Origin of the sequence: Nocardia mangyaensis, assembly GCF_001886715.1 — a bacterium.
Classification (GTDB): domain Bacteria; phylum Actinomycetota; class Actinomycetes; order Mycobacteriales; family Mycobacteriaceae; genus Nocardia; species Nocardia mangyaensis.
The window spans coordinates 4,779,930-4,803,211 of the sequence record NZ_CP018082.1 but is presented as its reverse complement, the minus strand read 5'-3'; the positions used below and the strand labels follow the sequence as shown (position 1 = coordinate 4,803,211).

Below are 23,282 nucleotides of genomic sequence, written 5' to 3'. Positions count from 1 at the left end.
CCCCTCGCGCCGCTCACGCCAGGGGGTCTTGTGCGGCACCGGGAACCGGATAAGGCAGGATGGATGCCGCTCTGCCTTGCTGTGCGGCCGGTCCGCAAGCCCTCGAGTTCGACCCGATCTCTACCTTGCCGAAGGAGACGAACACCCATGACCGACCCGGGTAACGACCGCCCTGGATACAACCGGGTGCTGCTGAAGCTGGGTGGGGAGATGTTCGGTGGCGGGGGCGTCGGCCTCGACCCCGACGTCGTGCAGACCGTGGCCGAGCAGATCGCCGAGATCGTCGAGACCGGCGTGCAGGTGGCTGTGGTGATCGGCGGCGGCAACTTCTTCCGCGGTGCCGAGCTCGAGGAGCGCGGCATGGAGCGGGCCCGCTCCGACTACATGGGCATGCTCGGCACCGTGATGAACGGCCTTGCGCTGCAGGACTTCCTGCAGAAGCAGGGCGTGGACACCCGCGTGCAGACCGCCATCACGATGGGCCAGGTCGCCGAGCCCTACCTGCCTCTGCGTGCCAAGCGGCACCTGGAGAAGGGCCGGGTGGTGATCTTCGGCGCCGGTATGGGCATGCCCTACTTCTCCACCGACACCACCGCCGCCCAGCGTGCCCTGGAGATCGGTGCCGAAGTGGTGCTGATGGCCAAGGCCGTCGACGGCGTGTTCGACGCCGACCCGCGCGAAGACGCGAACGCGACCATGTTCACCGAGATCACCCACAAGGAAGTGATCGAAAAGGGGCTCAAGGTCGCCGATGCGACGGCATTCAGCTTGTGCATGGACAACCAGATGCCGATGCTGGTGTTCAATTTGTTGATCAAGGGCAATATTGCCCGTGCGGTCGCCGGTGAACACATCGGCACCCTGGTTCGGTCCTGACGCCGCATCCGCGGACGATGACGATGACGACGCTGTGGAGGAATCGGTCGTGATTGATGAAGCGCTCTTCGATGCCGAGGAGAAGATGGAGAAGGCCGTCTCGGTGGCGAAGGACGATCTGGGCAGCATCCGCACCGGCCGCGCCAACCCGGGCATGTTCACCCGGGTCCTGGTCGACTACTACGGCTCGCTGACCCCGATCACCCAGATGTCGAGTATCAGCGTGCCCGAGCCGCGCATGGTCGTGATCAAGCCCTACGAGCAGAGCCAGCTGGGCCCGATCGAGAACGCGATCCGCAACTCCGACCTGGGCGTCAACCCCACCAACAATGGCGACATCCTGCGCATCACGGTGCCTCAGCTCACCGAGGAACGCCGGCGTGAGATGGTCAAGATGGCCAAGGGCAAGGGTGAGGACGCCAAGGTCTCGATTCGCAACGTCCGGCGCAAGGCGATGGACGAACTGAGCCGGATCCAGAAAGATGGCGAAGCGGGGGAAGACGAGGTCGGGCGCGCCGAAAAGGAGCTCGACAAGACCACCGCCAGGTACGTGGGCCAGGTCGATGAGCTGGTCAAGCACAAGGAAGCCGAACTGCTCGAGGTCTGAGCGCCAGATCTCGCCAGTCCCGCTCGTGCGGGGGATGAACGGAACGACGAGTTGAGCGACGGGACAATCGTGGCCGAAGACGCCGCCGCCACCGGAGCGGCACCGGAACCGATGCCGGACACGGTAGACGTGCCCGGTGGCGCGGCCACGCCGCCCGAAACACAGCCGCAGGGGCCGCCCTCGCGCGCGGGCCGTAACCTGCCCGCGGCGCTGGCGGTTGGCCTGGGACTCGGATTGTCGCTGATCGCGATCCTGCTGTTCGTGCCCAAGGTGTTCATCGCGATCGCCGGCGTCGCCGTCGCGGTCGCGACCTGGGAGGTCACCAAGCGGCTGCGCGAGGCCGACGTCCTGGTGCCGCGGATTCCGCTGCTGGTCGGCGGTCAGGCCGTGTTCTGGGCGGGCTGGCCGTGGGGTGCGGGCGGTGTGCTCGGCGCGTTCGCCGCGACCGCGCTGGCGTGCATGGTGTGGCGGCTGTTCGACCATGGCCTGAACACCGCGCCGCGCAACTTCCTGCGCGACACCTCGATCACCCTGTTCACCCTCAGCTGGATTCCGCTGCTGGCCGCGTTCTCGACGCTGTTGCTACTCGAACCCGACGGCAACCTGCGCGTGCTGACCTTCATGATCCTGGTCGTCTGCTCCGACGTCGGCGGCTACGTGGCCGGTGTGCTGTTCGGCAGGCATCCGATGGTGCCCGCGATCAGCCCGAAGAAGTCCTGGGAGGGTTTCTGCGGGTCGCTGGTGTTCAGCGTGATCGGTGGTCTGCTGACGGTCACCCTGCTGCTGGAAGCCAACTCGATGATCGGCGTGGTGCTCGGTGTCGGCCTGGTGGTTGTGGCCACCGTGGGCGACCTGATCGAATCGCAGATCAAACGCGAACTCGGCATCAAGGACATGGGCACGCTGCTGCCGGGTCACGGCGGCATCATGGACCGCCTCGACTCGATGCTGCCCTCGGCCTTCGTGTCGTGGCTGGTGCTCAGCGCGCTGCTCTGAGCCGCGCTACTCAGGGCTTCTTGGCCGCGTGCCGCAGCTGCAGGATGCGCACCCCGCCGACCAGGCCCATCACCAGCGCGCCCGCGATCACCGACAGCAGCACGGTGATGCCCAGCGGCAGCGAGAAGTCCCAGAACAGCAGGTTGACCTGCGCCTTGTCGAGATTCTGGATGATGAAGATCAGCAGGACGATGCCGAGGATCGCGGCGGCGAGCAGAGCGATCCAGGTATAGCCGGTGCGTGACCGGGTGAGCGCGTCGGGCGTGGCCCGCTTGGCTGGTCGGTCGGGTTCGGCGCGGCGATGCTTCGTGGTGTCGGTGGGGTCGGACGGCACGGGAACCGGCTCGTGAGCAGCCGGTGACGCGCCCGATTCTGCGTTGGTGGACATGTATCGATCATTGCCGACCGCTATCGCCGGTGCACGCATCTTCTCGATAACAAGGCCCGGCGTGGCGGCCCGCCCACCGGGTCCGGCGCCTCGTTTGGGACAATGGGGGAATTATGGCCACCTCCCTGCCCCTCGTCTTCGATGCCCCGCGTCGCGGTATGCCGCCGCGCCACCTCGCCGATCTCGACGCGGACGAGCGCAAGACCGCGGTGCAGGAGCTGGGATTACCGAAGTTCCGCGCCGATCAGCTGGCCCGCCAGTACTACGGCCGGTTGCAGTCCGATCCGGCGCTGATGACCGATCTGCCCGCCGACGTGCGCGACAAGGTCGGCGAAACCCTCTTCCCGCCGCTGCTGTCGGTGGTGCGCCACCTCGCCTGCGACTCCGGCGACACCCGCAAGACGCTGTGGCGGGCCCATGACGGCACCCTGCTGGAGAGCGTGCTCATGCGCTATTCCGACCGCAACACCCTGTGCATCTCCAGCCAAGCGGGCTGCGGCATGGCGTGCCCGTTCTGCGCGACCGGCCAGGCCGGTCTCACCCGCAATCTGTCGACCGCCGAGATCGTCGACCAGGTGCGAGCCGCGGCCGCCTCGTTGCGCGACGGCGAGGTGCACGGCGGGCCGGGACGACTGTCCAACATCGTGTTCATGGGCATGGGCGAGCCGCTGGCCAACTACAAGCGGGTGGTGAACGCGGTCCGCCGGATCACCTCGCCCGCTCCCGACGGGCTCGGCATTTCGCAGCGGTCGGTGACGGTGTCGACTGTCGGCCTCGCGCCCGCGATCCGCAAACTGGCCGACGAGGACATGTCGGTGCGCTTGGCGGTGTCGCTGCACACCCCCGACGACGAACTGCGCGACACCCTCGTGCCGGTCAACAATCGCTGGTCCATCGCCGAAGTGCTCGACGCCGCACGGTATTACGCCGACAAGTCGGGCCGCCGCGTGTCGATCGAGTACGCGTTGATCCGCGATGTCAACGACCAGCCGTGGCGCGCGGACCTGCTCGGCGAGAAGCTGCACAAGGCCCTCGGCCCGCTCGTGCACGTGAACCTGATCCCGCTCAACCCCACCCCCGGCAGCGAGTGGGACGCCAGCCCCAAGCCCGTCGAGCGCGAGTTCGTGCGCCGGGTGATCGCCCAGGGTGTGTCGTGCACGGTGCGTGACACCCGAGGTCAGGAGATCGCCGCCGCCTGCGGTCAGTTGGCTGCCGAGGGCTGAGCCCTATTCGATCCGGATCGGCTGGACGAAGTCGTCGTAGGGCAGCGGCCCCGCGACGAAGGCGTTGACCACCATCGAGTTCAGGGTGATGTCGCCGCCGTGGTTGTCGAGGAAGGCGATGTCGGAGGCGTCGCGGCCGGTGGCGATGCGCACCAGGCTCATTCTGGGGGCCAAGCAGGTCGGGTCGAAGGTGCGCCACACACCGTCGACGAACGCCTCGGCGACCGCGTGGAAGTCCATCGGGACACAGCCCGGGGCGTAGACCGCCGCCATGCGGGCGGGCACGCCGACCGCGCGCAGTAGTGCTACCACGAGGTGGGAGAAGTCACGGCAGACGCCGGTGCCCGACAGCAGGGTCTCCACGGCGCCGTCGATGGGCGCGCTGCTGCCCGAGACGTAGGAGATCCGTCTGCCGACCCAGGCCGCGACCCGGGCGGGCATGTCCGGGTCGACGATGCCGTAACCGAATTCGGCCGCCGCGAAGCCGAGTAGCTTGTCCGACTCGGCGTAGCGGCTCGGCCGTCGATACAGGGCGAGGTCGTAGTCGGTGATCGGCTCGGGGGTGGCGGTGCCCGAGACGCTCGCCCGGTAGTCCAGTCGCAGGGTGCCCGCGGGGGCGTCGAGCACATGGATGCGGGAATTGTGGGGGCCGATCACCTCGCGTGGGGTGAGGAATTCCCCGTCGACCGAGCAGGTCATTGCCTCGACCACGTCCAGTCCGGGCTGTCGGGCGACCGCGATCTGGAACTGCAGCATCGCGTCGGCATGGACCGCAACCTCCATGTTGGCGGAAACGTCACGCTGCACCGGTCCAGCCTGCCAGGCCAGGGCTCCGACGGCGACTCGAATCCCCGAGCATCCGGCTGATTCGTTCGGGGGAGCGGTCGCGACGACATCCGTCGGGTGAAGTGATCGTGGTCCGTCGACGCCCGCGAACGCTGGACCATGCGGCTCGAGACCGATTCGGGCCGCGACCGCGCAAGCGCTATGTTGGAGGTGGCCGGACAATGGTGTTCACGGCTGCGTTCGAGTCAGCCGGACAACGGGGGAACCATGCTTGCGACGGGGGATGTCTTCGCTGGATACGCGATCGAACGGCAACTCGGGCGCGGTGGCATGGGGTCGGTGTACCTGGCTCGCCATCCGCGGCTGCCTCGGCAGACTGCGCTGAAAGTGCTGAACTCGGAACTGTTCGCCGACACCGAGATGCGGGCCCGGTTCGAGCGGGAGGCCGATCTGGCCGCCCAGCTCGAGCACCCCAACATCGTCACCGTGTACGACCGCGGGGTCGACGGTGACCGGCTGTGGATCAGCATGCAGTTCGTCGACGGGGTCGACGCGGCGACCATCGCGCGGCCGGTGCCGGTCGAACATGCCCTGCACATCATCGAGGGAACTGCTGCCGCACTCGATCACGCGCATGAGGCGGGGGTGCTGCACCGTGATGTGAAGCCCGCGAACATCCTGCTGACCGGTGAGAGCGGTCGGGAGCGAGTGCTGCTCACCGATTTCGGTATCGCCCGCCCGCGTGAGGACACCAGCAATCTCACCCGCACCGGCACGTTCAACGCCACCCTCGCCTACGCGGCGCCCGAGCAGCTCACCGGTTCCGCGCTGGACCATCGCGCCGATCAGTATTCGCTGGCGTGCACGCTGTTCGCGCTGCTCACCGGCGCTGCCCCCTTCGCGGCGGCCAATCCGGTGCTGGTCATCCAGGGGCATCTGCAGTCGCCGCCGCCATCGGCGCGCGGCCACCGTCGCGAACTTCCGGCGGCGTTGGACGCGGTGCTCGCCCGCGCGCTGGCCAAGCGCCCCGCCGATCGCTTCGACTCGTGTGCGGAGTTCACTGCCGCCGCACGCCGGGCCGTCGCCGGGGTCGGCGCGCAACCGACGCTGTTCGGCGCGTCCTCGATGCCGCGGCCAGCACAGGCGAATCCCCCTGCGGTGCGAGCGCCTTCGCTCGTCAGGCCTCAACCGGCCCCCGCCTCCGAGCACGGCGCCACATCCCGGCAGCATTCGATGCCTCAGCAGGGCGCCGCACCTCACCAGGGCTCCACCACTCGGCAGGGCCATCTGCCCCAGCCCGGCACCGCGCCTCGGCAGGGTTCCACACCTCCGCAGGGCCATCCACCCCAGCGCGGCAATGCGCCTCAGCAGGGCTCCGCGCCCCAGGGCCACGCGCCGCGACCGGTAGCACCGGGTCGACCGCCCTCGCAGCGCCCCGTCGCTCCAGCTCGGCGAGGGCGCCGCGGGCCCCTGGTGGCGTTGGCGATCGTTGTCGCGCTCCTCGCCGGAGCAGGCGTGTGGGTGTGGCGGGACGACACCGGTTTCATCGCGGTGGCGTTGGGCCGCTCACCGGGCCACGGCGACCTGAACGCGATGGCCGCGGCGTTTCCCGGCCTGCTACCCGGTTCCGACAAGGACACCGACGGCTATTTCGACACGACCTGCCGGGCAGCGCCACAGTGGCAGTCCTTCTACGCGGAGAAGGGGGTCGAGGCCGCGTTCAACGGCTGGCGGGCGCGGTGGGAATGCCTGAGCCCGTCCGGGGACGGATTCGCCTTCCGCTTCTACAGTTTCGACGTCGGGACCGCCGCGGAGTCGGCAGTGGCCACCTTCGCCGTCGATGCCGACGCTCGCGGCGAGTCCGCCGACATGTTCCGTCGCGACCACCGATTCGTCTACCGAGACGAATACGGTGGGGTGGTGTCCACGGTGATCTCGCGGTTCACCGACACCGAACGGGAACGCTTCGTACTGTTCACGATTCCACGGGTGATGGGCGAGCAGGTTCTCGACGAGCTGTCCCAGCAGGTCGCCACCGCACCCTGGTGAGCCGGTCGGGCCAGCGCGCCGACCCGCGATCGCCCCGTTTGGTAGGGTCCTGGCCGTCGGTACGACGAGCGAGATTCGGGGGTCAGAGTGGTTTCTGACGGGACGGTGTTCGCCGGATACACGATCGACCGGCAGTTGGGGCGCGGCGGGATGGGGTCGGTGTATCTGGCCAGGCATCCGCGGCTGCCACGCTGGACCGCGTTGAAACTACTCAATCGAGAGTTGTTCTCCGACAAGGAGATCAGGGCCAGGTTCGAGCGTGAAGCCGATCTGGTCGCCCAGCTCGACCACCCCAACATCGTGACCGTGTTCGACCGCGGTGTCGAAGGCGACCAGCTCTGGATCAGCATGCAGTACATCGACGGCGTCGACGCGTCGAGCCTGGATCCGGTGTCGCTGCCGCCGGACCGGGCGCTGCAGATCATCGGGGAGACCGCGGCCGCCCTCGACTACGCCCACCGCTGCGGCGTCCTGCACCGTGATGTGAAGCCGGCCAACATCCTGCTCGCCCGCTCCAGCAGTCAGGAGCGGGTGTATCTCACTGATTTCGGTATCGCTCGCCTGCGCGACGACTCCGGGCATCTCACCGAGACCGGCTCGTTCACGGCCACCCTCGCCTATGCCGCGCCCGAACAGCTCACCGGCGCCGCCCTGGACCATCGCGCCGATCAATACTCGCTGGCCTGCACGCTGTACACGCTGCTCAGCGGCTCGGCGCCGTTCGAATCGGCGAGCCCGGCCGCCGTGATCACCGGTCACCTGCAGGCGCCACCGCCGCCGGTGAGCCCGCGCCGGGCGGGGCTGCCGCCGGTGCTCGACGCCGTCATGGCGCGTGCACTCGCCAAACGCCCCGCCGATCGGTTCGACTCGTGCGAGGAATTCGTGGATGCCGCGCGTCGGGCGCTGCGGACCGGCACGACCGGCGCTCGTTCGACGGTGCCGCCGCCGTCGGGAGCACACGCGCGGCCCGCGCCGTTCGTGGGCATACAGCCCATGCGCCCGGTGGGCACCGCGGGCGCCCCGATCGCGCCCTACGCCCAGCCGGTGACGCCCTATCGGCCGCCGATGGCGGCGCGGGGGCCGGTGCCGCCGTACCACCAGGGCGTGCCGCCCGGGTGGTCGTCGCCACAGATGCGGTCACCGGTTCCGCACCCGCCACCCCAGCGGGGCTGGGGCTCGGCCCTCGGCACGTACCTGATCCTGCTGATCTGTGTCGTGGTCGTCGCGGTATTCATCGCGCTGGTGGCCGCCAGCGTGTGATCCACGCGTCCGCGGTGCCATATTCTGGTCAGAATGAGCGACTTCGACGTCACCGCCGCCGACTCCATCGACCTCGCCCGGCTGCGTCGCTTCGTCGCCGTCGCCGAGGAACTGCACTTCGCGCGCGCCGCCAAGGCACTGCGGATTCCCCGGCAGGCCCTGAGCGCCACCGTGATCGAGTTGGAGCAGGAGCTCGGCACCAGGGTTTTCGTGCCCGGTGCCTCGCCGACCCAGCTGACCGAGGACGGCGCCGCGCTGCTCGGCCACGCCAGGGAGCTGATCCGGGCACACGAACAGGCCGAGCGCGAGCAGAAGCCCGAGGCCCCCGCGAGCCTGCGGGTGGGCTTCGTGCCGGGCGTGACGGTGTCGAAGTGGGCGCGGATCTGGGCCGACCGACAGCCGGATCATCCGCTCGAGGTCGTCGGTGTCGCCCAGAGCGAGCAGGAGAACGCGCTGCGCGAAGGCCACGTCGACCTGTGCTTCGTGCGGCTGCCGATCGACAGGACCGCGATGAACGCGATTCCGCTGTGGCAGGAGACCCCGGTCGCGGTGGTGCAAAAAGACGACGCGCTCTCGCTGCTCGATGTGGTGTGCCCGGCCGATCTGGCCGCGGAGACCCGGCACGACGGCGCCGACCTCGATCAGGCCGCCGACACCCTCGCACTCGTCGCGGCCGTCGGTGGCGCCGCGATCGTGCCGCAGTCGATCGCGCGTCTGCATCACCGGCGCGACCTGGTCTATCGCCCCATCAGTGACACCGAGGTCACCGAGATCGCGCTGGCCTGGCCCGCGGGTACCGACACCGGGCTGCTCGAGGAGTTCGTCGGGATCGTGCGCGGCCGCTCGGCCAACAGTTCCCGTGGGGCGGCCGAACCGGAACGAACCGCGCGTCCGCGTGCGGCGGCGCCGGCACGCAAGAACACTGCGAAGAAGCCTGCGGCCACACAGCACAGCGCCCGTCAGGGCACCGGCCGCGGCCGCAAACCGGGCGCTGGCCGCGGTCGCTGACCTGCTCGGAACAGACGAAAACGCCTGCGGCACAGTAGCGCCGCAGGCGTGATCGACCGAAGTGCTACTTCGGAATGCGCTTGGTGAGCGAGTCGACGACCAGCAGCAGCGCCATCAGACCGGCGAGGCAGACGAGGAAGTAGTCCTCCACATGTCCCTGGTGGTTGCCGATGGTCATGGCGAGCAGGGCGATCACGACGAACCAGCCGGCGATCTGGAAGGTCCGGCGCGACTCACCGCTCCAGCCCCACGCGGCCGAGGGCACCTCGGCGGGGTCGACGCTGGTGGCGACGGGGCGCTCGGTGCTGGCTTTTTCGAGGTCCGTGGCGGCCACGATCGCTCCTTAGGGCTCGAGTACTGGTTAAGCGAGTAGGCATATCGTGGCATACGACCGTCCGTCGTAGCCAGCAGCCCTGCCACAATGGGCCCGTGTCCCACCCCGCAACGCGTGCCGCGCACGACCACTCCCAGTCCACCGATCGGGTGAAGGTGCTGCTCCTGGGCAGTACCGGTTCGATCGGGACCCAGGCGCTCGAGGTGATCGCCGCCAACCCCGACCGCTTCGAGGTGGTCGGCCTGGCCGCGCGCGGCGGCAACCCCGCGCTGCTGGCCGAACAGATGGCCGCCACCGGCACCCGCAATGTCGCCGTCGCCGATCCCGCCGCCGCCCAGGCCCTCGATCTCGAGCTCGGTGGCGAGGCCGCGGTGACCGAACTGGTGCGCCGCACCGAGGCCGACGTCGTGCTCAACGCCCTGGTCGGCGCGCTGGGCCTGGAACCCACCCTGGCCACCCTCGCCGCCGGAACCAGGCTGGCGCTGGCCAACAAGGAATCACTGGTCGCCGGTGGCTCCCTGGTGACCCGCGCCGCCGCGCCCGGCCAGATCGTGCCCGTCGACTCCGAGCACTCCGCGCTGGCCCAGTGCCTGCGCGGCGGCACCGCCGAGGAGGTGGACCGGCTGGTCCTCACCGCCTCGGGTGGACCGTTCCGCGGCTGGACTGCCGAGATGCTGGAATCGGTGAACCCCGAGGAGGCCAAGGCACACCCCACGTGGTCGATGGGGCTGATGAACACCCTCAACTCGGCCACCCTGATGAACAAGGGCCTCGAACTGATCGAGACCCACCTGCTGTTCGGCGTCCCCTACGACCGCATCGACGTCACCGTGCACCCGCAGTCGATCGTGCACTCCATGGTCACCTTCACCGACGGCTCCACTCTGGCCCAGGCCAGCCCGCCCGACATGAAGCTGCCCATCGCCCTGGCCCTCGGCTGGCCCGACCGCATCCCCGGTGCGGCCGCGGCCTGCGATTTCGGCACCGCGTCCACCTGGACGTTCGAACCGGTCGACGACAAGGTGTTCCCGGCTGTGCAGCTGGCCCGCCAGGCGGGTGAGGCCGGTGGCAGCGTCACCGCCGTCTACAACGCCGCGAATGAAATCGCCGTCCAGGCCTTCCTCGACGGCAGGATCACCTTCCCCGCGATCGTGCGCACCGTCACCCGCGCCGTAGAGGCCGCAGATCGCTGGCAGGCCGAACCCGATACCCTGGACGACGTCCTCGCGGCCGACCGCTGGGCACGGGAGTATGCCGCGAACACCATCGCGGGCACAACGACGCCCTGACCTGACGGACCAAACGAAACCACCACGTTTCGGCCGCCCGCGGCGCCAGCCGCCAAGAAGAAAGGCCCTGATGGTATTCGCGCTGGGGTTCGCACTGTTCGCCCTCGGTATCACGATTTCGATCGCGCTGCACGAGTGCGGACACATGTGGACCGCGCAGGCTACCGGGATGAAGGTGCGCCGCTACTTCATCGGTTTCGGACCGAAGGTGTTCTCGTTCCGGCGCGGGGAGACCGAATACGGTCTCAAGGCGCTGCCGCTGGGCGGTTTCTGCGACATCGCGGGCATGACCGCTCTCGACGAGCTCGAGCCCGAGGAGGTCGACCGGGCGATGTATCGCCAGGCGACCTGGAAGCGCCTGCTCGTGATGTCCGGCGGCATCGCCATGAACTTCCTGCTCGGCTTCATCCTGCTGGTGGTGCTGGCGATCGGCTGGGGCCTGCCGCAGCTGCAACAGCCACCCGCCACCTCACTGGGCACCATGGGCTGTGTCGCGCAGGAGAATCCGGACAAGACCCTGGCCGCCTGTACGGGCGACGGTCCCGCCCAGCGCGCGGGGCTGCAGCGCGGCGATGTGGTGACCGCCGTGAACGGTGTTCCGGTCAGCACGTGGACCCAGTTCCAGGCCGAGACACAGAAGCAGAGTGGCACCTTCGACTACACGATCGAGCGCGACGGCCAGACCCTGACGGTGCCGGTCACCCCGGAGCGGGTTCTGCGCTCGCCGAAGGAGGGCCCCAGCCGCGAGGTGAGCGCGGTCGGTGTGGGTCCCGACTTCGCCGAACCTCAGCAGTACGGGGTGGTCGCCGCGATTCCGGCGACCATCGTGTTCGCCGGCGATTTCATGGTCGAGACCGTGAAGTCGCTGGCCAAGATGCCGCAGAAGGTCTCCGCGCTGTGGGAGGCGGTGACCGGCGGCGAGCGCGATCCCGAGACCCCGGTCAGCGTCTACGGCGCCAGCCGCATCGGTGGCGAGACCGCCGAGCGCGGTCTGTGGGGGATGTTCATCCTGGTCCTGGCCAGTCTGAACTTCTTCCTCGGCGCGTTCAATCTGCTGCCGTTGCTGCCATTGGACGGTGGTCACATCGCGGTGGTGCTCTACGAGAAGATCCGCAACACCCTGCGGTCCTGGCTCGGCAAGGCACCGGCCGGCCCGGTCGACTACCTCAAATTGTTGCCCGCCACCTACGTAGTGGTGGTGATCGGCGGTGCGTTCATGCTGCTGACACTCGCCGCTGACATCGTGAATCCCATCCGTCTGCCGTGATGTCGGCGGCCGGGCGCCGCGGCCGGGCACTCCTTCGTCGCACCCTCTGGTCAGTCCAGGTCGAGGCGGCCGCACACCGCGTGGGTCCGGTGTCGTGCCCCTCACAGGGCGCCCGGTCACCCCGCGCGACTAAGCTCGGCAACAACACCCGAGACCTTGTAGGAAAGAAGGCAGCCGAAAGTGACCAGCACAATCGGATTGGGGATGCCCGCCGCCCCCGCTGCTGTTCTCGCCCCTCGGCGCAAGACCCGCCAGCTCATGGTTGGCTCGGTCGGCGTCGGTAGTGACTCCCCGATCTCGGTGCAGTCGATGACGACCACCAAGACCCACGACATCAATGCCACTCTGCAGCAGATCGCGGCGCTGACCGCCTCGGGCTGCGACATCGTCCGGGTGGCCTGTCCGCGCCAGGAAGACGCCGACGCGCTCGCCACCATCGCGAGGAAGTCGCAGATCCCGGTGATCGCCGACATCCACTTCCAGCCGCGCTACATTTTCGCCGCGATCGACGCGGGCTGTGCCGCGGTCCGGGTGAACCCGGGCAACATCAAGGAGTTCGACGGCCGCGTCGGCGAGGTCGCCAAGGCCGCGGGCGCCGCGGGAATCCCGATCCGCATCGGCGTCAACGCCGGTTCGCTGGACAAGCGGATGATGGAGAAGTACGGCAAGGCCACCCCCGAGGCGCTGGTCGAGTCCGCGCTGTGGGAGGCGAGCCTATTCGAGGACCACGGCTTCGGCGACATCAAGATCTCGGTCAAGCACAACGATCCGGTGATCATGGTGGAGGCCTACCGGCAGCTGGCCGCGCAGAGCGACTACCCGCTGCACCTGGGCGTCACCGAGGCAGGCCCGGCGTTCCAGGGCACCATCAAGTCCGCGGTGGCCTTCGGTGCGCTGCTCAGCGAGGGCATCGGTGACACCATCCGCGTCTCGCTCTCGGCCCCGCCCGCGGAGGAGGTGAAGGTCGGCGGCCAGATCCTGCAGTCGCTGAACCTGCGCCCGCGCAAGCTCGAGATCGTGTCCTGCCCGTCGTGTGGCCGCGCCCAGGTCGACGTCTACACCTTGGCCGACGCCGTCGCCGCGGGCTTGGACGGCCTCGAGGTCCCGCTGCGGGTCGCGGTGATGGGGTGTGTGGTGAACGGCCCCGGTGAGGCCCGCGAGGCCGACCTCGGTGTCGCCTCCGGCAACGGCAAGGGCCAGATCTTCGTCAAGGGCGAGGTCATCAAGACCGTGCCGGAATCCCAGATCGTGGAGACGCTGATCGAAGAGGCGATGCGCATCGCCGAGGAGATGGGCGAACAGCCCGGTGGTGAGCCGGTCGTCACTGTCGGATGAGGCGGCGGTAGCGCGGCGGCACCACGCGGGCCCGTGCGAGCCCGACAAGTAGATGCCGCCGACTGACAGCCGCTACTCACGGTCGAGCGTCGGATTCGGCGGACCCGTACCGTTGCGCGCGCTTTCGTGGCAGGCTGGTGCCGTGCGGAGTCTGCTGGAGCCGACGCGACGGTCCAAGACCGCCCCCGCGCGCCCGGTGTCCGTCCGGGATCTGGGCGAGGTACTGCGTGTGCTCGACGCCGATCCGGTGGCGACGTGCATGATCGCCGCCCGCGTCCAGGAGTTCGGACTCGACGCGCGCAGCGGCCTCGGTGAGCTGTGGAGCCGCGGCGGGCCCGCGGACTCCCTGTGCTTCTCCGGCGCCAACCTGGTTCCGCTGCGCGGTGATCAGCAGGCCCTGCGCGCGTTCGCCGATCGCGCGGGCCGCTGGCCACGCGTGTGTTCCTCGGTGGTCGGCAGGCAGGAACTCACGCTGCCGCTGTGGGAACTGCTGCTGCCCAAGTGGGGCCCTGCCCGCGATCTGCGTGCCGACCAACCGCTGCTCGCCCTCGCCCAGCCCGCCCTGATCCGTCCCGATACCGGGGTCCGCCGGGTCAGGCCCGACGAGATCGACCGCTACCTGACCGCCGCGATCGCCATGTTCATCGAAGAGGTGGGCGTCGACCCGCGCGCGGGCGACGGTGGCCGCGGCTATCGCCGACGCATCCAGAGCCTGATCGAATCAGGAAGGGCCTGGGCACGTTTCGAGGACGGTGTGGTCGTCTACAAGGCCGAGATCGGCGCGCTGTCGCGGCGGACCGGCCAGATCCAGGGTGTGTGGGTGCATCCCGAGCACCGGGGTTCCGGTGTCGGCACGGCGGGCACCGCGGCGGTGGCGAATGCCGTTGTGGCGACCGGCCGTACGGCGAGCCTGTACGTCAACGACTACAACCGCATCGCCCGACGCGCTTACAGCCGTGTGGGTTTCCGTCAGATCGCCACCTTCGCCACCGTCCTGGTGGACTGATCTCGCGCCGCCGACACCGCGTTGTTGCGCGGTCAGTGGCCCTTTCCGCACTACCATCGGTGCCGATGAGGATACGGATGCTCACCACGTGCGCGGTGGCCGCCCTCGCGGTGGCGGCGACCGCCTGTTCGTCGGGTCCGCAGGGGCCGGTGCCCGCCGCCGACGCCTTCGCCACGGCCTTCGCCCAGCACGACTTCACCGCCGCCGCCGAACTCACCACCGAACCCGAGAAGGCCACGGCGGCACTGACTTCGGCATGGCAGGCGCTGCAGGCCGAGGAACTGTCCATCCGCACCGGCGACGCCCGCGTCAGCGGCGACACCGCCACCGTCGACTACACCTACGAGTGGCGCCTGCCCAAGGGGCGGCAGTGGACCTACTCCGGTGAACTGCAGATGGGTCGCAGCGGCGGCCGCTGGCTGGTGCGCTGGACCTCCTCCGACATCCATCCCCGGCTGGGTGACACCCAGACCCTGGAACTGCGCACCCAGGCCGCCCCGCGTGCCAGGGTCAACGAGTCGGCGGGCAGCGATGTCCTGGTCCCCGGCACGGTGTCGCGGGTGCGGTTCGACGTCGCGGAGGCCGCCGATCCGCAGCGTGTTGCCGGGGCCCTCGCCGCGGCGCTGAGCCGCATCGACCCGGTTGCCTACACCCCGCAGGCGATCCTGACCGCGGCCCGCCGCGCCGACGGCCCGCACACGGTGATCCTGCTGACCGAGTACGAGGCCGAGACGATCGGCGGTCAGCTGATCGGCTTGCCCGGGGTGACGCTGACCCAGGAGTGGGACATGGTGCCCACCGACCGCAAGTTCGCTCCCGATCTGCTCGCCCAGGTTCGCAAGACGGTGATCGCCGAGGTCGACGGCAAGGCGGGCTGGAGCGTGGTCACCCGCAACGCCAACGGCGCCGATCTCGATGTGCTGCACGAGGTCGCGGCCCAACCGGCTCCATCGTTCGCGCTCAGCATCGACCGGTTCGTGCAGAACTCCGCCCAGCACGCGGTGGACCTGCGCGCCGAGCAGACCATGATGGTGGTGCTGCGCCCGTCGACGGGCGCGATCCTGGCGGTGGCCCAGAACAAGGCCGCCGATCGCGACGGACCTGTCGCCACCAGCGGCCAGTATCCGCCGGGGTCGATCTTCAAGACCGTGACCGCCTCGGCGGCCATGGCGGCGGGCCTGGCCACCCCCGACACAGTGCTGGCCTGCCCCAGCCGCACCACCATCGGCGAGCGCACCATCCCCAATTACGAACTGTTCTCCGTCGGTGACGTGCCGATGGCCACCGCCTACGAACGCTCCTGCAACACCACCTTCGCCCGGCTGGCCAGCACGCTCGAACCCGACGCCCTCACCGAGGCCGCCGCGCGTCTCGGCATCGGCCAGGACTATCGCGTCGAAGGGCTGCCGACCATGTCGGGCTCGGTTCCCGAGGCCGAGGGGTTGGTGCAGCGCGCCGAGGACGGCATCGGCCAGGGCCGGGTGGTGGTGAGCCCGTTCGGCATGGCGGTCATGGCCGCGACGGTCGCCAACGGCACGGCTCCGGTGCCGTTCCTCATCGCCGGCCGACCGACCGAGGTCACCGGCGAGCGACCCGAGATCGCGCCGGAGGTGGTGGAGGGCTTGCGCACGATGATGCGGATGGTGGTCACCGGCGGCACCGCCGAGCGCATCCGGGACCAAGGCGAGGTGTACGGCAAGACCGGCGAGGCCGAGGTCGAGGGCGGCTCGCATTCGTGGTTCGTCGGGTACCGCGGGGACATCGCCTTCGCGACCCTGCTCGTCAAGGGCGGCAGCTCCGACAATGCTGTCGCCGTGACGAGGGATATGTTCGCGGCGCTGCCGCCGGGCTACTGACCGGCGGTGGGTGCGGTGTGGCCGGGTCCGTCGGCGTGCTCGGTCGCCAGCAGGCCCCGCACCACCGCGAGCGAACTGCTCTCGGGATGGGATGTCGCCGCGTGGTGGATCACGCTGTAGCCGACAGTCGGTGCGGGCGCTGCCTCCGCGCCCGCACCGTCGAGAAGGTCGATGGCGGCCGCGCCGCCCAAGATCATCCCGGCAGTGGTCAAGATCAGGGTGGAACGCCTCATGCTTCGTCTCCCTCGTTCAGGGTTTCGACGTGTCTACGGGCAGCCCTTCGATTGTCTGGGGATTTGCTGTTGGAAGAACCGTAGAACGGCCACCAGGAGGGCAACAGCTGGCCGCAGTAAGCGAAACACAATTGTTGCGTTATGTGCGGGCGTGTTCGAACACAACCGGTACATATCCGTGATGAAAAGGTGAACGACCGGTTTCCGCCGATCAAATGCGCAGTTCAGGAGGCTGCGCGACGATGAACAGTCGAATTCGGCGACGCTCAGGCGCGTTGCAGAGTTGCGGCCAGATGGTGTTGTAGGGATTCCCCGACCGCCGCCATTCGCAGGGTGTAGTCGATGGTGTCTTCGGTCACGTGGAATGAACGGCCGAGCGCGGTAACCGACTTCGCCGATCCGCTCAGACCGATATTCGTCGAGTTCAATTCGAGCCGAATTCCGTCGACGGTTTCGGTGATGGTGCCCTCGCAGATCTCGGTGATCCCGGTGGGATGGGCGAGCACGAGTTCGACCCGGCCGGGGGCCGGGCAGCGCAGGTAGCCGGTCTCGGCGTGCAGCGGCCTGCCGTCGTCGCCCGCCGTGGTGCGCTGGCGGTAGGTGAGGAAGGGCCGGCCGAGATGGCCGAAGGTGATCTCCTCGAGATAGTCGAACGAGTCGATGGTCGGGTACTCGCCGTGACCGCGGCCGCGCCAACTGCCCAGCAGGGGAGCGAGCGCGGCGACAGCGGGATGCGGGGCGATGGGGGCGGGGGGTTCGACCACGGGCGACAGCCTAGACCTGTCCTCGGAGCGGCCGTCACGGCACGCCGTCGCAACGATCAGGCTAAGGTCAGCCTCGCCGAAACGCCGTGCGGCGGAGGTCGAAAGGATGGAACGTGAACGGACAGGTGAGGGGCGCCCGCGCGGTGCGGTCCGGGTTGGTGCGCGGTGCCGTGCTCGCGGCGGCACTGCTGGTGGCCACCGCGTGCTCCAGCACCGGGCAGGCCGCCGTCGAGGTGAGCGCGCTGGACGGTAACCGCTACAGCCGAACCGATCTGGTCGCGGCCAAGGACTCCTATCGTGCCCAGCTCACCATTCCCGAGCTGGTCGACGCCTGGGGCCTGGCCGATCGGCCGAAGGGCGCGGGCGGTCACTTCTGGGTCGGTGCGGGCGGTTCGGCGTTCCAGTTCCTCGGTGACGCGCATTCCTCCTCGGACACCAAGCTGAAGAAGCTGACCCAGGACGACCTGAAGGCCGTCACTGTGCCCGGCGCCGGGACCGCCGATCCGAAGTCGGGCACCACCACCGGTGTGGTGTACAACCCCGCGCCGATCGGCTCCGATCTGTTCGTCGTGCGCGATCAGTGGGTCCAACTCGACGGCATCCCGATTCCGCTCACCGGTTCGGCGCGCCACATACTCGCCACCGATTCGGGCAAGCTCTCGGCGTGGACCGAGCAGGCGCCCGACGGGGCCGTCATCCGGCGCGACGGCACCGCGAACCTGATGTTCGACGGCTCCGCCCAGGACATGGCGTTCTTCGGTCTCGCGCTCTCGCCCGCGGGTGACAAGCTGCTGGTCGCCGACTTCGGCGCCGACCCGCAGATCCGTACCTTCGACAAGTCCTGGCAGCCGGTGGCGACCACCGGGTTCGCCAACCCCTTCGCCACCGGTGAGGTGATCGACCCGGCCACCCCGGAGAAGGGCAAGAAGGCCGAGCCGGGCGATCCCGCGCCGTACAACGTCACCACATTGGGCAGCCGGGTGTTCGTCTCGTACGCCGTGACCACCCCGGACGACAAGGACCCGGAGACCTTCGAGAAGGCCGAGATCGCGTCGTTGTCCGCTGAGGCGGACAAGTCCGCCGACGGCAAGCCGGACCGGGGCAAGATCGCCGAGTTCGACGCCGCGGGCAAGCTGGTGCGCATCATCGACGACGGCGGCAGGCTCAACGCGCCCTGGGGCGTCGCCATCGCGCCGTCGAACTTCGGTGCGCTGTCGGGCAAGCTGCTGGTCGCCAACTCCGGTGGTCTGGGCCGCGTGCTGGCCTACGACGACACCACCGGTACCTTCGTCGACTATCTGCGCGACAACGAGGCCGAGCCGATCGAGATCGCCGGGCTCACCGCACTGCTGTTCGGCAACGGTGACACCCTCGGCGACGCGAACGCGCTGTACTTCACGGCCGGTCCGGCCGGCGGAAAGGATGGCCTGTTCGGCAGTCTGCGCGTGCAGTAGGCGGTCACCGGCGGCAGCGGACAATCCGAATGTCCGGTATGCCAGCTGCTTGTCGTCGGTGCCCTTGTACGGGACAGTGGTGGCGGAATGATTGCCGGGTGCGCGCGAACGGCGCGGAAATGGCCTCGTTCCGCCGCACGCGAGAACACCCCCACCGGGGTGTCGTGCCCCGATCCGGAGGTGTGCAGATGATGATTTCGCGCCATGACGTCGTCGGTTCGTCCGGGGAGCGGTGAGATGCGGCATTCGGCACGAGCGACGATGCTGCCCGATCGCGACGTACTCCTTGCCGCGTTCCGTGGTTTGCCGCACGATGACCATCCGATCCTCGACGCCGCAGGCGAGCTCGCCCTGCTGCATCAGTTGCGCGACCGGATCCCGCGGGGCGAGGCCGAGCGGATCGATCGCCGCCGCGCCCAGCTGATGCGGTCGATCGACCGGTGGGTGATCCTGGCCGCGCCGGTCCCACCGGCCGCCGCCGACGAGCACTCCGAGACTCTCGGTGACCTGGTCGACCGGCTGGCCATGCACAGCGCCCAGGCGTTCGTGGTGCTGGCCGGTGCGCCCGAGTCGGTGTTCTACGACGAGTGGGTCCGGCTCGACGATCTGGCCGACAGCTATCAGCGCCTGATCGATGACCTGTGGGCCGGGGTCCGCAGCCTGCCCGCCTACACCTACTGACGCCCCGCGCTGCCCCCGAAAGTGTTGGGGTTGTTCAGGATTCGTACGACGTATCATTTGTTGTGCCCATTCACGATGATGCCGACGGCACCCCGCCGATGGCCTGCGGGTTCGCGCCGGACCGGCCCGAGGACTGTCCGGCGGTCGACCACGACCGCTCGTCCGCCGTCCCCGGTCCGACCGATGATCGGCCGGCGTCGGCGACGGTGGTGCCGATCCGCCCACTCGGCACCACCGTCGACGGCCCACCGCTGTTCTGCTTCCCCGGCGAAGCGGTTCTGGCCTGGAGTTTCGCCGCCCTGGTGCACCACCTCGACCCCCGCGTGCCGATCTACGGGGTGCAGACGAGTGCCCCTGCCCCGACCATTGCCGCCTACGCGAGCCGACACCTCGCCGAGATCCGCCGCCTCGCGCCACACGGCCCGTACCAGCTGCTCGGCTGGTCGGTCGGCGGATTGATCGCCCACGAGGTCGCCGCACGGCTGCGCACGGCAGGCGAACAGGTCACTGTCGTGCTGCTGGCCACCGAGCTGTCCGCCCCCGGCCCACCGGACCTGGCGCCGATCGCGCCCGAGGGAGCAGAACGTATGCCGACGCCGCGACGTCCGACCGGGCCGGGACCTGCGACACCGCCGCGACCCGCGACAACGCCGGGCCCGGACTTCGTGGAGCGGTTCGCCGCCGTGCTCGGCATCGACGCCGCCATCACCCATCGCAGCGCCGCCGCGGCCGCCGTGCTCGCCGCGCCATGGACGGATGCCCTCGGCCTCACCGCTGCCGACCTCGATCGCCTCGGCGAAGCGAGCACCGCCATTGCGCGCGCGGGTGCCGGTCATCGGCCGTCGATCCTGTCCGGGGATCTGACCCTGTGCGTCCCCGGCCGTGCACCAGACGGAACCGACCGGCCCGATCCCGGTGTGGACGTGCGTAGCTGGCGCCCCTACGTCGCAGGGACGGTCACCGGCGTGGTCCTCGACGCGGGTTCCGGCGAACTGATCGATCCCGAGTTGATGCCCGACATCGCCGGGATCATCGCCGCCGTGTCCGCACCACGGCAGAACCCTTGACCGTGCCCGAATTCGCCACCACGGGCCCGATCGCGCACGATGGGAGTGTGCACATCTCCGACGAACCGGTCACCGGGCACGATCTGTCCGCGACCGGGGCGCTGGGCCAGTGGTGGGTGCTGGCGCGCCGGTTGATCCGGCCGTCGTGGCGAACCGGCGAGATCCTCACCGCGATCTTGGCGCCGGTGGCGTTCACCGTCGGCTTCTACGTCCCGCTCAACCTCGTGATGACCGTGTACGGGCACGGCCTGAGCAGCTACGCCCAGTTCCTGATGCCGATGATCGTCATGCAGGCGGTCTCGTTTTGCGCCATCGCCGCAGCCTTCCGCTCGGCCACCGACGCGCGCGACGGCATCGACATCCGCTTCGCCACCCTGCCCATGCCGCGCTGGGTGCCGTTGGCGGCCAGGATCACCGCCGCCGCGCAGCGCTCGGTGATCGCCATCGCCGCCGCCCTGGTGTGCGGCGCGCTGATCGGGTTCCGGTTCTACGGAAGCTGGTGGCACACGCTGGGTTTCCTCGCCTTCGCGCTGCTGATCGCGATCGCGCTGTGCTGCGGCGCCGACCTGATCGGCAGCGTGTCGTCGAGCCCCGAGGCGACCACCCAGGTGCTGGTGCTGCCCCAGTTGATCCTCGGCATGGTGTCCACCGGCTTCGCACCGGCCGACCAGTTCCCCGGCTGGATCCAGAGTTACGCGCGCAATCAGCCGGTCTCCCAGTTCGTCAACGGATTACGCGCACTGGCGGGCGACTCCACGGGCAACGCGGGCGTGGTCGACCTCGCCACCCTCGGTCCCGGTCTGGCCTGGGCCGGTGGCATCCTCGTCTTCTGCGGTGCGTTGGCCTGGTCGCACGCGGTTCGGCGGACCGGATGACCGCATCGCGCACCGGCGCCCTGCCGAGGGTGAACCGACCTACCGAAACGCTGCGGATGCTGGTGCCCCAGACCCTGATCCACACCAAACGCCTGCTCATGCGCTGGTACCGCGACCCGCTGACGGTCATGCAGGCCCTGGTCTTCCCCGCCCTGCTGTTGGTGATGCTGAATTCGGTCCTCGGCAAGCAGGTCTCGTCGTTCGCGGGCGACAACGCGCTCTACGGCTCGGTGCCGATGATCGCGTTGGTCTCGGTGATGTCGGGCTCGCTGGCCGGTGCGGTCACCCTCGGCCGGGAGCGCGGTGAGGGACTGCTCGCCCGGTTCTGGGTGCTGCCGGTGCATCGCGCGTCGGGCCTGCTGTCGCGCGTGGTAGCCGAAGGCGTGCGGATCGTGCTGTGCACGCTGGTGATCTTCGCGGTCGGTGTCGCGCTGGGGTTCCGGTTCACCCAGGGTCCGCTTGCCGCGCTGGCCTTGTTCGCCGTTCCGCTGGTCTATGGTCTCGGGTTCGCCACCATGGTCACCGCGCTGGCGGTGTACACCGCCAAAGCCGCGCTCGTCGAGAGCGTCTCGCTCGGTTCGTCGATGCTCATGTTCTTCAGCACCGGCTTCGTCCCGCTGACCGCCTACCCCGCCTGGGCCAAGCCGATCGTGGCCAACAACCCGCTGACCCACGCCATCGACACCATGCGCGGGCTCGCCCTCGGCGGACCGGTCGGCGCGCCGCTGCTGGCCACGCTGGCCTGGTCGCTCGGTGCGATCGCGCTGTTCGCGATGCCTGCCGCGTACGGCTTCCGGCGGGCGAGCCGCTACTGAGCGATCGAGGCACGCGCCTCGGCGAGCAGCACGGCCGAATCGCGCGGGCTCAGCGCCATCGCGCGCAGCTGGTCGAAGATCACACCGAAGCGGCGGATCTCGGAGTGGCCCTCCACGAGGGTGTCGATGGCGAGACTCTCCACGTACACCAGCTCCGGGTCGGCCGGATCGCGGAAATCGAGCAGGGTGAACGAGCCGGCCATGCCGGGGTGGGCGCCCGCGTCGAACGGCAGGATTTGCAGGATCACGTTCTTGCGCTTGGTCTCGGTGATCAGCCGATCGAGCTGGCCCGCCATCACCGCAGACCCGCCGACGACCCTGCGTACGGCCGCCTCGTCCATCACGACCCACAGTTCCAGGGGGTCGTCCTTGGACAGGTTGACCGAGCGATCCATCCTGGCCTTGGCCCGGCTCTCCATGGTCACCGCGTCCAGGCGCGGCATCGTGGTGTCGATGACGGCTGCCGCGTACTCGTAGGTCTGCAGCAGACCTGGCACGGTGGATGTCTGGTACTGCCGCGCCGAGAGCGCTTCGGCCTCGAAATTGATGTAAGTGGCATAGACATCGGAGACTGCGCCCTCGTAGGCGTGTGACATGCCGGGTTTCAACGCGTCGGTGAGCAGGCTGAGCGCTTCTTCGCGGATTTTGTCACTGACCTGGTAAAGGTCGAGCATCGCGCCGAGGGTGCGGCGTTGGGGGCGGGCCTGCGCCATTTCGATCCGGTACAGCGTGGTCACGTTGATACCGGTGCGCGCGCTGACGTCTTCCTTGCTCAGCTGCGCGCTTTCGCGCAACTCGCGCAGCATCGCGGCGAGGCGCCGCAGCCTGACGGTCAGTGTCGTGCGCTTGCCTGCCATTGGTTCCCCTTCGCCTGTGGCGCGCTTCGTGAATCGCATTATTGCGCTGCGTGGCGTCGATGTCACGCGATCCGCGAAGACAGCCTGCTCGGTCGCGGCTACTGTGGTCACAGTGCTCGTTGATGCATCGCGGACCGCTGTCGCGGGGCCGATGTGACCGCCGGTTCTGTCGAGGCGGCTTTACTGCAGGAGTGACAACGCAATCTTGCGTTTCGCGTTGTGAGCGAGCATGATCCAGTTAGCCTGGTTGCGAGCA

At 69.0% G+C, this 23,282-nt stretch carries 23 protein-coding genes; 17 read left to right on the top strand and 6 right to left on the bottom strand.

Annotation, left to right across the window (positions count from 1 at the left end; translation table 11 throughout):
- The first annotated feature begins 147 nt into the window (after positions 1-147).
- The 3 genes from pyrH (at position 148) to BOX37_RS21795 (ending at position 2,479) form a co-directional block, all read left to right on the top strand.
- The gene (gene pyrH / locus BOX37_RS21805) at positions 148-876 is read left to right on the top strand and encodes a UMP kinase (protein ID WP_071929266.1); all 729 of its coding nucleotides are present in this window, start codon (positions 148-150) and stop codon (positions 874-876) included.
- Between the two features lie 49 nt (positions 877-925).
- Complete coding sequence (frr, locus tag BOX37_RS21800; protein ID WP_071931766.1) at positions 926-1,483, top strand: ribosome recycling factor; 558 nt, start codon at positions 926-928, stop codon at positions 1,481-1,483.
- A gap of 111 nt (positions 1,484-1,594) precedes the next feature.
- Positions 1,595-2,479 (top strand): phosphatidate cytidylyltransferase, encoded by an 885-nt coding sequence (locus BOX37_RS21795; protein WP_206045912.1) that lies wholly within the window; start codon positions 1,595-1,597, stop codon positions 2,477-2,479.
- Positions 2,480-2,489: 10 nt separating this feature from the next.
- Here BOX37_RS21795 and BOX37_RS21790 read toward each other — a convergent pair whose 3' ends face one another.
- Positions 2,490-2,867, bottom strand: a complete 378-nt coding sequence (locus BOX37_RS21790; protein WP_084759947.1) for a LapA family protein — start codon at positions 2,865-2,867, stop codon at positions 2,490-2,492.
- 113 nt (positions 2,868-2,980) lie between these two features.
- Between BOX37_RS21790 and rlmN the strand changes: the two genes are divergently transcribed.
- A complete protein-coding gene (gene rlmN, locus BOX37_RS21785; RefSeq protein WP_071929264.1) occupies positions 2,981-4,090 on the top strand; it encodes a dual-specificity RNA methyltransferase RlmN in 1,110 nt (369 codons plus the stop codon).
- A 3-nt stretch (positions 4,091-4,093) separates the two neighbouring features.
- Here the strand turns inward: rlmN and BOX37_RS21780 are convergent, their stop codons facing one another.
- Positions 4,094-4,897, bottom strand: a complete 804-nt coding sequence (locus BOX37_RS21780) for a transglutaminase-like domain-containing protein (RefSeq protein ID WP_071929263.1) — start codon at positions 4,895-4,897, stop codon at positions 4,094-4,096.
- A 246-nt stretch (positions 4,898-5,143) separates the two neighbouring features.
- Here BOX37_RS21780 and BOX37_RS35475 point away from each other — a divergent pair, with 246 nt between their 5' ends.
- The 3 genes from BOX37_RS35475 (at position 5,144) to BOX37_RS21765 (ending at position 9,193) form a co-directional block, all read left to right on the top strand.
- Complete coding sequence (locus tag BOX37_RS35475) at positions 5,144-6,925, top strand: serine/threonine-protein kinase (RefSeq protein WP_071929262.1); 1,782 nt, start codon at positions 5,144-5,146, stop codon at positions 6,923-6,925.
- 87 nt (positions 6,926-7,012) lie between these two features.
- A complete protein-coding gene (locus tag BOX37_RS21770) occupies positions 7,013-8,185 on the top strand; it encodes a serine/threonine-protein kinase (protein ID WP_084759944.1) in 1,173 nt (390 codons plus the stop codon).
- A 33-nt stretch (positions 8,186-8,218) separates the two neighbouring features.
- Positions 8,219-9,193 carry a LysR family transcriptional regulator gene (locus BOX37_RS21765; RefSeq protein ID WP_071929261.1) on the top strand — a complete coding sequence of 325 codons (975 nt, stop codon included), beginning with the start codon at positions 8,219-8,221 and terminating at the stop codon, positions 9,191-9,193.
- A gap of 64 nt (positions 9,194-9,257) precedes the next feature.
- Here the strand turns inward: BOX37_RS21765 and BOX37_RS21760 are convergent, their stop codons facing one another.
- Entirely contained in the window at positions 9,258-9,527 is a 270-nt protein-coding gene (locus tag BOX37_RS21760) for a DUF2631 domain-containing protein (RefSeq protein WP_071929260.1), read from the bottom strand.
- Positions 9,528-9,622: 95 nt separating this feature from the next.
- On the opposite strand from BOX37_RS21760, the gene dxr reads away from it, so the two are divergent.
- From dxr to BOX37_RS21735, 5 genes are all read left to right on the top strand, one after another.
- A complete protein-coding gene (gene dxr / locus BOX37_RS21755) occupies positions 9,623-10,816 on the top strand; it encodes a 1-deoxy-D-xylulose-5-phosphate reductoisomerase (RefSeq protein WP_240504989.1) in 1,194 nt (397 codons plus the stop codon).
- Positions 10,817-10,886: 70 nt separating this feature from the next.
- Entirely contained in the window at positions 10,887-12,083 is a 1,197-nt protein-coding gene (locus BOX37_RS21750) for a M50 family metallopeptidase (protein WP_071929258.1), read from the top strand.
- 180 nt (positions 12,084-12,263) lie between these two features.
- The gene (gene ispG, locus BOX37_RS21745) at positions 12,264-13,418 is read left to right on the top strand and encodes a flavodoxin-dependent (E)-4-hydroxy-3-methylbut-2-enyl-diphosphate synthase (RefSeq protein WP_071929257.1); all 1,155 of its coding nucleotides are present in this window, start codon (positions 12,264-12,266) and stop codon (positions 13,416-13,418) included.
- Positions 13,419-13,560: 142 nt separating this feature from the next.
- Entirely contained in the window at positions 13,561-14,424 is an 864-nt protein-coding gene (locus BOX37_RS21740; protein WP_084759942.1) for a GNAT family N-acetyltransferase, read from the top strand.
- A gap of 65 nt (positions 14,425-14,489) precedes the next feature.
- Positions 14,490-16,280 carry a penicillin-binding transpeptidase domain-containing protein gene (locus BOX37_RS21735; protein WP_071929256.1) on the top strand — a complete coding sequence of 597 codons (1,791 nt, stop codon included), beginning with the start codon at positions 14,490-14,492 and terminating at the stop codon, positions 16,278-16,280.
- Here the strand turns inward: BOX37_RS21735 and BOX37_RS21730 are convergent.
- Both BOX37_RS21730 and BOX37_RS21725 read right to left on the bottom strand, forming a co-directional pair.
- Entirely contained in the window at positions 16,274-16,513 is a 240-nt protein-coding gene (locus tag BOX37_RS21730) for a hypothetical protein (protein WP_071929255.1), read from the bottom strand. The genes BOX37_RS21735 and BOX37_RS21730 overlap by 7 nt on opposite strands.
- Positions 16,514-16,779: 266 nt before the next feature.
- Complete coding sequence (locus BOX37_RS21725) at positions 16,780-17,277, bottom strand: peroxynitrite isomerase (RefSeq protein WP_071929254.1); 498 nt, start codon at positions 17,275-17,277, stop codon at positions 16,780-16,782.
- 113 nt (positions 17,278-17,390) lie between these two features.
- Between BOX37_RS21725 and BOX37_RS21720 the strand changes: the two genes are divergently transcribed.
- The 5 genes from BOX37_RS21720 (at position 17,391) to BOX37_RS21700 (ending at position 22,169) form a co-directional block, all read left to right on the top strand.
- Entirely contained in the window at positions 17,391-18,731 is a 1,341-nt protein-coding gene (locus BOX37_RS21720; RefSeq protein WP_240504987.1) for a TIGR03118 family protein, read from the top strand.
- 237 nt (positions 18,732-18,968) lie between these two features.
- On the top strand, positions 18,969-19,412 hold the full coding sequence (locus BOX37_RS21715) for a DUF4254 domain-containing protein (protein WP_071929253.1): 444 nt from the start codon (positions 18,969-18,971) through the stop codon (positions 19,410-19,412).
- A 62-nt stretch (positions 19,413-19,474) separates the two neighbouring features.
- Positions 19,475-20,479: a thioesterase domain-containing protein gene (locus tag BOX37_RS21710; protein WP_071929252.1), complete on the top strand. Its 1,005-nt coding sequence runs from the start codon at positions 19,475-19,477 to the stop codon at positions 20,477-20,479.
- 2 nt (positions 20,480-20,481) lie between these two features.
- Positions 20,482-21,354: an ABC transporter permease gene (locus tag BOX37_RS21705; RefSeq protein ID WP_420811634.1), complete on the top strand. Its 873-nt coding sequence runs from the start codon at positions 20,482-20,484 to the stop codon at positions 21,352-21,354.
- Complete coding sequence (locus BOX37_RS21700; RefSeq protein WP_071929251.1) at positions 21,351-22,169, top strand: ABC transporter permease; 819 nt, start codon at positions 21,351-21,353, stop codon at positions 22,167-22,169. Before BOX37_RS21705 ends, BOX37_RS21700 begins: the two co-directional genes overlap by 4 nt.
- On the opposite strand, the gene BOX37_RS21695 is transcribed toward BOX37_RS21700, so the two are convergent.
- The gene (locus BOX37_RS21695) at positions 22,163-23,137 is read right to left on the bottom strand and encodes a helix-turn-helix domain-containing protein (RefSeq protein ID WP_240504981.1); all 975 of its coding nucleotides are present in this window, start codon (positions 23,135-23,137) and stop codon (positions 22,163-22,165) included. The genes BOX37_RS21700 and BOX37_RS21695 overlap by 7 nt on opposite strands.
- Between the last annotated feature and the right edge of the window lie 145 nt (positions 23,138-23,282).

Excerpts from the sequence above, each read along its gene's own strand:
- pyrH (WP_071929266.1), top strand. The coding sequence starts at position 148 with ATGACCGACCCGGGTAACGACCGCCCTGGATACAACCGGGTGCTGCTG.
- BOX37_RS21795 (WP_206045912.1), top strand. The coding sequence starts at position 1,595 with ATGCCGGACACGGTAGACGTGCCCGGTGGCGCGGCCACGCCGCCCGAA.
- BOX37_RS21790 (WP_084759947.1), bottom strand. The coding sequence starts at position 2,867 with ATGTCCACCAACGCAGAATCGGGCGCGTCACCGGCTGCTCACGAGCCG.
- rlmN (WP_071929264.1), top strand. The coding sequence starts at position 2,981 with ATGGCCACCTCCCTGCCCCTCGTCTTCGATGCCCCGCGTCGCGGTATG.
- BOX37_RS35475 (WP_071929262.1), top strand. The coding sequence starts at position 5,144 with ATGCTTGCGACGGGGGATGTCTTCGCTGGATACGCGATCGAACGGCAA.
- BOX37_RS21765 (WP_071929261.1), top strand. The coding sequence starts at position 8,219 with ATGAGCGACTTCGACGTCACCGCCGCCGACTCCATCGACCTCGCCCGG.
- BOX37_RS21750 (WP_071929258.1), top strand. The coding sequence starts at position 10,887 with ATGGTATTCGCGCTGGGGTTCGCACTGTTCGCCCTCGGTATCACGATT.
- BOX37_RS21735 (WP_071929256.1), top strand. The coding sequence starts at position 14,490 with ATGAGGATACGGATGCTCACCACGTGCGCGGTGGCCGCCCTCGCGGTG.
- BOX37_RS21730 (WP_071929255.1), bottom strand. The coding sequence starts at position 16,513 with ATGAGGCGTTCCACCCTGATCTTGACCACTGCCGGGATGATCTTGGGC.
- BOX37_RS21715 (WP_071929253.1), top strand. The coding sequence starts at position 18,969 with ATGCGGCATTCGGCACGAGCGACGATGCTGCCCGATCGCGACGTACTC.
- BOX37_RS21700 (WP_071929251.1), top strand. The coding sequence starts at position 21,351 with ATGACCGCATCGCGCACCGGCGCCCTGCCGAGGGTGAACCGACCTACC.